This window comes from Brevundimonas sp. CURTG3B2_SDJG (assembly GCF_057364705.1).
The window spans coordinates 1-6,727 of the sequence record NZ_JBNFOJ010000167.1 but is presented as its reverse complement, the minus strand read 5'-3'; the positions used below and the strand labels follow the sequence as shown (position 1 = coordinate 6,727).

The 6,727-nt window shown below is 68.7% G+C and carries 6 protein-coding genes; 5 read left to right on the top strand and 1 reads right to left on the bottom strand.

Annotation, left to right across the window (positions count from 1 at the left end; translation table 11 throughout):
- Positions 1-227: 227 nt before the first annotated feature.
- From AC2W7C_RS11815 to AC2W7C_RS11805, 3 genes are all read left to right on the top strand, one after another.
- Positions 228-1,046 (top strand): DUF2306 domain-containing protein, encoded by an 819-nt coding sequence (locus tag AC2W7C_RS11815; RefSeq protein ID WP_486001615.1) that lies wholly within the window; start codon positions 228-230, stop codon positions 1,044-1,046.
- A 155-nt stretch (positions 1,047-1,201) separates the two neighbouring features.
- A complete protein-coding gene (recA, locus tag AC2W7C_RS11810; protein WP_486001614.1) occupies positions 1,202-2,302 on the top strand; it encodes a recombinase RecA in 1,101 nt (366 codons plus the stop codon).
- 285 nt (positions 2,303-2,587) lie between these two features.
- Positions 2,588-3,055 (top strand): hypothetical protein, encoded by a 468-nt coding sequence (locus AC2W7C_RS11805; protein WP_486001613.1) that lies wholly within the window; start codon positions 2,588-2,590, stop codon positions 3,053-3,055.
- On the opposite strand, the gene AC2W7C_RS11800 is transcribed toward AC2W7C_RS11805, so the two are convergent.
- Complete coding sequence (locus AC2W7C_RS11800) at positions 3,052-3,477, bottom strand: VOC family protein (RefSeq protein ID WP_486001612.1); 426 nt, start codon at positions 3,475-3,477, stop codon at positions 3,052-3,054. The genes AC2W7C_RS11805 and AC2W7C_RS11800 overlap by 4 nt on opposite strands.
- A gap of 92 nt (positions 3,478-3,569) precedes the next feature.
- Between AC2W7C_RS11800 and AC2W7C_RS11795 the strand changes: the two genes are divergently transcribed.
- On the top strand, positions 3,570-4,091 hold the full coding sequence (locus AC2W7C_RS11795) for a MarR family winged helix-turn-helix transcriptional regulator (RefSeq protein ID WP_486001611.1): 522 nt from the start codon (positions 3,570-3,572) through the stop codon (positions 4,089-4,091).
- Positions 4,092-4,162: 71 nt separating this feature from the next.
- Positions 4,163-6,727: alanine--tRNA ligase (alaS, locus tag AC2W7C_RS11790; protein ID WP_486001610.1), on the top strand; the 2,565-nt coding region annotated here is incomplete at its 3' end.

The following is a 6,727-nucleotide window of genomic DNA, read 5'->3' as shown; positions in this document are numbered from 1 at the left end:
CCCTCGGCCCGCGTCGCCAGACCTGTCGCCCCCGTCATGGCCATGTCCCGCCTCCGAACCCGCCCGACCGTCATGGCCGGGCCGCGACCGCCTGTCCAGCGTCCCGCCGGCGGCGGGAGGACGCCGCCGGAAAGAGTTCTGGCCGAATTCCAAATCGGCGAGACCGCCGCCATGCGCCCCCGCCATGCGTGCCGGCGACCTCATTCCGAGGCCCGTCAGGAGAGTCCATGTCGAACAGTCCATCCGCCGCCCTCGCCCCGGCCGGAGCCGCGAAAGCGCTGCGCTGGGCGGGCGTTCTCTGGTTCCTCGTCGCCGCCTTCGGCCAGGCGGCGTTCATCGGCTTCATCCTCGCGTTCTACGGCGTGCGCACGGCCGCGGGCGACTACGCCGGCTGGAACGACAAACCCCTGATCGACGGCTACATAGAGGGCGACGGCGCCGGCAACCTCGTCTTCGCGGCCCACGTCCTCCTGGCGTCGGTGGTCACCCTGGCCGGGCTCTTGCAGCTGGTTCCCGCGCTCCGCCGAGCCGCGCCCGCCCTGCACCGCTGGACCGGTCGGACCTTCCTGGCTCTTTCGATCTTCATGGCGCTGAGCGGCGTCTGGCTGGCGGTCGTGCGCGGGACCTATCTGTCGGCGGTCTCGGCGGTCGCCATCCTGATCAACGCCGTGCTCATCCTGGTCTTCGCCGGCTTCGCCTGGCGGCGCGCGGTCCAGCGGCGCTTCGACCCGCATCGCGCCTGGGCCATGCGCACCTTCATGGTCGTCAGCGGCGTCTGGTTCCTCAGGGTCGGCCTGATGGGCTGGGTGGTGCTGAATCGAGGTCCGGTCGGCATGACCGAGACCTTGTCCGGCCCCGCCGACATCGTCCTGGTCTTCGGCAGCTACCTGATCCCCCTGGCCGTGCTGGAGCTCTACTTCGCGGCGGGAAGAAACGGGAACGGCCTGTTCAAGGCGCTCGTCGCCGGCCTGGTGACAGCGGCCGCGATCTATACGGCCGCGGGCGTCTTCGGCGCGATAGCCTTCATGTGGCTGCCCCACCTCTAGCGGTCGCGCGGACCGCCTACGTCAAATTCGGTCGTACCCCCCGGCCCCTCGAAAAAGAACATATTGGCAACCGGAACAAACCGTGCACATAGTCCCGCTCACGAAACACAGGGGGCGGGTCCATGGCGGGTCTCTCCCGGAACCAGATGGGAATCATGGCAAGGGAGTCGAAGGCAGTGTCACAGGCGGCTTTGAAACTGGTGGGCAAGGAAGACGGCGACAAGCAGCGCGCGTTGGAGGCGGCGATCGCCCAGATCGACCGCGCCTTCGGCAAGGGCTCGGTCATGAAACTGGGCAAGGCCGGCGTGGTGGCCGAGATCGAAAGCGTCTCGACCGGCTCGCTGGGCCTGGACATGGCGCTGGGCATCGGCGGCCTGCCGGTCGGCCGGGTGATCGAGGTGTTCGGCCCCGAATCCTCGGGCAAGACCACGCTCGCGCTCCACACCGTCGCCGAGGTGCAGAAGAAGGGCGGCGTGGCCGCCTTCGTCGACGCCGAGCATGCGCTGGACCCGGTCTACGCCCAGAAACTGGGCGTGAACCTGGACGACCTGCTGGTCTCCCAGCCCGACGCCGGCGAACAGGCGCTCGAGATCGTCGACACCCTGGTCCGTTCCGGAGCCGTGGACATCGTGGTGGTCGACTCGGTCGCCGCCCTGACGCCCCGCGCCGAGATCGAGGGCGAGATGGGCGACAGCCTGCCGGGCCTTCAAGCCAGGTTGATGTCCCAGGCGCTGCGCAAGCTGACCGCCTCCATCTCCAAGTCGAAGTGCATTGTCCTGTTCATCAACCAGATCCGTCACAAGATCGGGGTGATGTACGGCTCGCCCGAAACGACGACCGGCGGCAATGCGCTGAAATTCTACGCCTCGGTCCGCCTGGACATCCGCCGCACCGGCGCGATCAAGGACCGCGACGAGGTCGTCGGCAACACCACCCGGGTGAAGGTGGTCAAGAACAAGGTCGCCCCGCCGTTCCGCGAGGTCATCTTCGACATCATGTACGGCGAGGGCATCTCCAAGCTGGGCGAAGTCATCGACCTGGGCGTCAAGGCCGGGGTGATCGAGAAGTCGGGCAGCTGGTTCTCCTATGACAGCCAGCGCATCGGCCAGGGTCGCGAGAACGTGCGCGCCTTCCTGAAGGCCAACCCCGACATCGCCGACGCCATCGAGAAGGCGGTGCGCTCCTCGACCACCAAGATCGCCGACGAGATGCTGGGTTCGCCCGAGCCTGACGAAGGCCAGGATCTGGAGGGCTGACCTTCCTCCCCCATCGGGGGAGGGGGACCATCCCGAGCCGATAGGCGAAGGATGGTGGAGGGGACGCCCGCCTCACCCCAACCCCGACCAACACCTTCCTTCGGCATCGGGCTTGAAGTGAGGATCAAGACACTTCTCCGGCCGGGTCCGTCGACCCGCCATCCGACCCCGCCGGGCCGGGCCGGACGGAGCGGCCGCCTGACCCCCCATGTCAGGCGGCCTTTTTTCGTCTGCGCTTGCCTGTCGCATCAGGAAGCGTAACCGTGGCGGTCGGGAGGATTTCACATGAGCGGAAACGGGTTCGGCGCCCAGGCGCGCGCGGCGATCCTTGCGGGCCTGGCGGGCGGCGCGGCGGACTTGCTGACGGCCTTCGTCATCTATCGACCGGCCAGCCCCGTCACCATCCTGCAGTCGGTCGCCAGCGGTCTGCAGGGGCCGGCCGCCTTCGAGGGCGAAACGACCAGCGCGGGGATCGGCCTGGTCGCCCACTTCGCCATCTCCATCGTCTTCGCCGCCCTGTTCCTGATCGCCGCCGGCATCGCGCCGGTCCTGCTCCGCAAGCCCCTGCTCTCGGGTCTGACGCTGGGGATCGGCGTCTATGGCGTGATGAACGCCATCGTCGTGCCGCTCTCCATGGCCCCGGCACGGATGCCGCCCCCGCCCCACATGATCGGCCTGGGCCTTCTGGCGCACGCCCTGTTCGGGATCGCCCTGGCGTTCACGGCCGCGCGGCTGCTGCACGCCAGACGTTAGGCCCGCAGTTCGATCCCGTTGCCGTCAGGATCGGTGATCGACATCGAATAGGCGTCGCCGGACGAGCCATAGCGCACCCCTTCGGACTCGATCTCCACCCCCTGGCGCTTCAGCTGGGCGCGCACCCGCTCCGGCTCGAAGCCGGCGATCCGCAGGCAGATGTGATCCACATTGTGCGCGTCCTGGTTCGCGGCCGGCCCGCCGCGGCGTCCGATCACGCCCTCGACAGGGACCAGGTCGATCAGCGATCCGCCGGCCCGGAGCTGGAACAGCCCCAGGTCGTCCCGTCGGCGCTCCAGCGGGCAGCCCAGGACCTGGGTATAGAAGCGCAGCGACGCCTCCAGGTCCTTCACCCGCAGCACCACGTGGTCGATCCCCGAGACGGTGAGGCCTTCGGTCGGTTCCAGATACTGAACGGTCATCGCGATCTCTCCTTGCCGGGCCCCTGCGGCCCATTTATCTTGAGGTCAAGATAATCTAATTTATCTCGACGTCAAGACATATTCGAGCCGCCATGTCCGAACCCGACCACATCGATCGCCTGCGGGCCCAATGGGCGCGCGAGCTGCCCGACCTCGACACTGGAGGCATGGAGGTGCTGGGCCGCGCCCGCCGCATCGTCTTGCAGAGCCGTCCGCCCATCGAGGCGGTGTTCGCCGCCCACGGCGTCGACGCCGGCGAGTTCGACGTGCTCTCGACCCTGCGCCGTTCGGGCCCGCCCTATACGCTCAGGCCGACCGAGCTCTACCAGTCGCTGATGATCTCCTCGGGCGGCCTGACCGACCGGCTGAACCGTCTGACCAGGGCCGGCCTGATCAGCCGTCCTCCGTCCCCCGGCGACAAGCGCAGCCTGCTGGTCCGCCTGACCGACGAAGGCCACGCCCGTGTCGAGGCCGCCTTCCGCCAGGACATGGCGCTCGAGGCCCGCCTGCTCGCCGGCCTGGACCCTTCCGATCGCCAGACCCTCGCCGGCCTTCTGCGCAAGCTGGCCCACGTCATGCAGGCCGCCGTCGAGGCCGAGAACGCCGATGGGTGATGCGTTCGGGGCGAAAGACCTATATGGACGCTGCCTCCCCTGCCCTTCCTGACTGACGTCCGCGACGAACCATGGCCAGCCTGAAACAGATCCGCTCGACCTTCCTCGACTACTTCGCGGCCGACGGCCACGAGAAGGTCCACTCGGCCCCGCTGGTGCCGCAGAACGACCCGACCCTGCTGTTCGTCAACGCGGGCATGGTGCCGTTCAAGGACTACTTCACCGGCGCGGCGACCCCGCCCTATCCGCGCGCCACCTCGTCGCAGAAGTGCGTGCGCGCGGGCGGCAAGCACAACGACCTGGACAACGTCGGCTACACCGCCCGGCACCTGACCTTCTTCGAGATGCTGGGCAACTTCTCGTTCGGCGACTACTTCAAGGAACACGCCATCGACCGAGCGTGGACCCTCGTCACCAAGGACTTCGGCCTGGATCCGAAGCGCCTGCTGGTCACCGTCTACATCGACGACGACGAGGCCTTCGACATCTGGAAGAAGGTCACCGGCTTCTCGGACGACAAGATCATCCGCATCGCCGGCTCGGACAACTTCTGGGCCATGGGCGACTCGGGCCCCTGCGGCCCCTGCACCGAGATCTTCTGGGACTACGGCGACCACGTCCCCGGCGGCCCTCCGGGCTCGCCCGACGAGGACGGCGACCGCTACGTGGAGATCTGGAACAACGTCTTCATGCAGTTCGAGAAGGAGAACGACGAGATCGTTCGCAAGCTGCCCAAGCCCAGCGTCGACACCGGCATGGGCCTGGAGCGCATCTCCTCGGTGCTGCAGGGCAAGAACTCGGTCTTCGACACCGACCTGTTCCAGACCCTGATCGCCGCCTCCGAGGAGGCCACCTCGACCAGGTCCGACGAAGTCCACGCCGCCAGCCACCGGGTCATCGCCGACCACCTGCGCAGCTCGTCCTTCCTGATCGCCGACGGCGTCACCCCGTCCAACGAGGGCCGCGGCTACGTGCTGCGCCGCATCATGCGCCGGGCCATGCGCCACGCCCACTTGCTGGGCGCGTCGGACCCGCTGATGCACCGCCTGGTGCCGACCCTGGTTTCGGAGATGGGCGAGGCCTATCCCGAGCTGAAGCGCGCCCAGCCCTTCATCGAGGATACGCTGAAGCAGGAGGAGATCCGCTTCCGCACGACCCTGTCGAAGGGCATGACCCTGTTCGATCAGGCCGTCGCCGACTTCCAGGACGGCGACATGCTGGACGGCCAGACGGCCTTCACCCTCTACGACACCTATGGCTTCCCGCTGGACCTGACCCAGGACGAGGCGCGCCGCCGCGGCTTCTCGGTCAATATCGACGGTTTCGAGGAGGCCATGGCCCAGCAGCGCGACCGCTCGCGCGAGCACTGGAAGGGCTCTGGCCAGACCGCCAACGCCGGCGAATGGCTGGCGCTGCGCGACCGCCTGGGGCCGACGGAGTTCACCGGCTATGAGACGGTCGAGGGTGTCGGCGAGGTCCTGGCTATCGTCCACGACGGCCAGTCCGTGGACCAGGTCGAGACGGGTCAGACCGCCGAGGTCGTCTTCGACCGCACGCCCTTCTACGGCGAGGGCGGCGGCCAGGCCGGCGACAAGGGCGAGATCGAATGGACCGACGCCTCGGGCCAGACCGGCGCGGGCAATGTGCTGGACGTCCAGAAGCATGGCGGCGACCTGTTCGCCCACAAGGTCGAGGTCACGTCCGGAACCCTGGCCATCAGCGCCCGCGTCCAGCTGCGGGTGAAGCCCGAGGCGCGCCTGACCACCCGCGCCAACCACTCGGCCGCGCACCTGCTGCACGCCGCGCTGAAGAACGTCCTGGGCCCGCACGTGGCCCAGAAGGGCCAGATGGTCGACGCCGAGCGCATGCGCTTCGACTTCAGCCACAACGCCCCGGTCACCGAGGAGGAGCTGGCGCGCCTGGAGGACGAGGTGAACGCCGTCATCCGCCAGAACATCCCCGCCGACACCCAGATGATGGCCCCGCAGGCCGCCATCGAGGCCGGCGCGGTCGCCCTGTTCGGCGAGAAGTACGGCGACGAGGTCCGCGTGCTGACCCTGGGCCGGGCGCTGGAAGGCGACGGGGCCTATTCGGTCGAACTGTGCGGCGGCACCCACGTGGCCCGCACCGGCGACATCGCCCTGTTCAAGATCGTGTCCGAGACCGGCATCGCCGCCGGCGTGCGCCGCATCGAGGCCTTCACCGGCGAGGCCGCCCGCCAGTATCTGCTGGCCCAGGCCAATGTGGCGCGGAAGCTGGCCCAGGGCTTCAAGGTCCAACCGGCCGACGTTCCGGCGCGGGTCGAGGCCCTGTCCGGCTCGGTCAAGACCCTGGAGAAGCAGGTCGCCGATCTGAAGAAGCAGCTGGCGCTCGGCGGCGGTTCGGGCGGAAACGCGGCCCCGGAGGAGATCGGCGGCGTCAAGCTGATCGCTCGCGTCCTGGACGGCGTCGACGGCAAGGGCCTGCGCGGCGTGGCCGAGGACTTCCGCAAACAGGTCGGCTCGGGCGTCGTCGCCCTGATCGGCGTGACCGACGGCAAGGCGGCGGTCACCGTCGCCGTGACCTCGGACATGACCGGCGAGGTCAACGCCGCCGACCTGGCCCGCGCGGCGGTCCTGGCCATGGGCGGCCAGGGC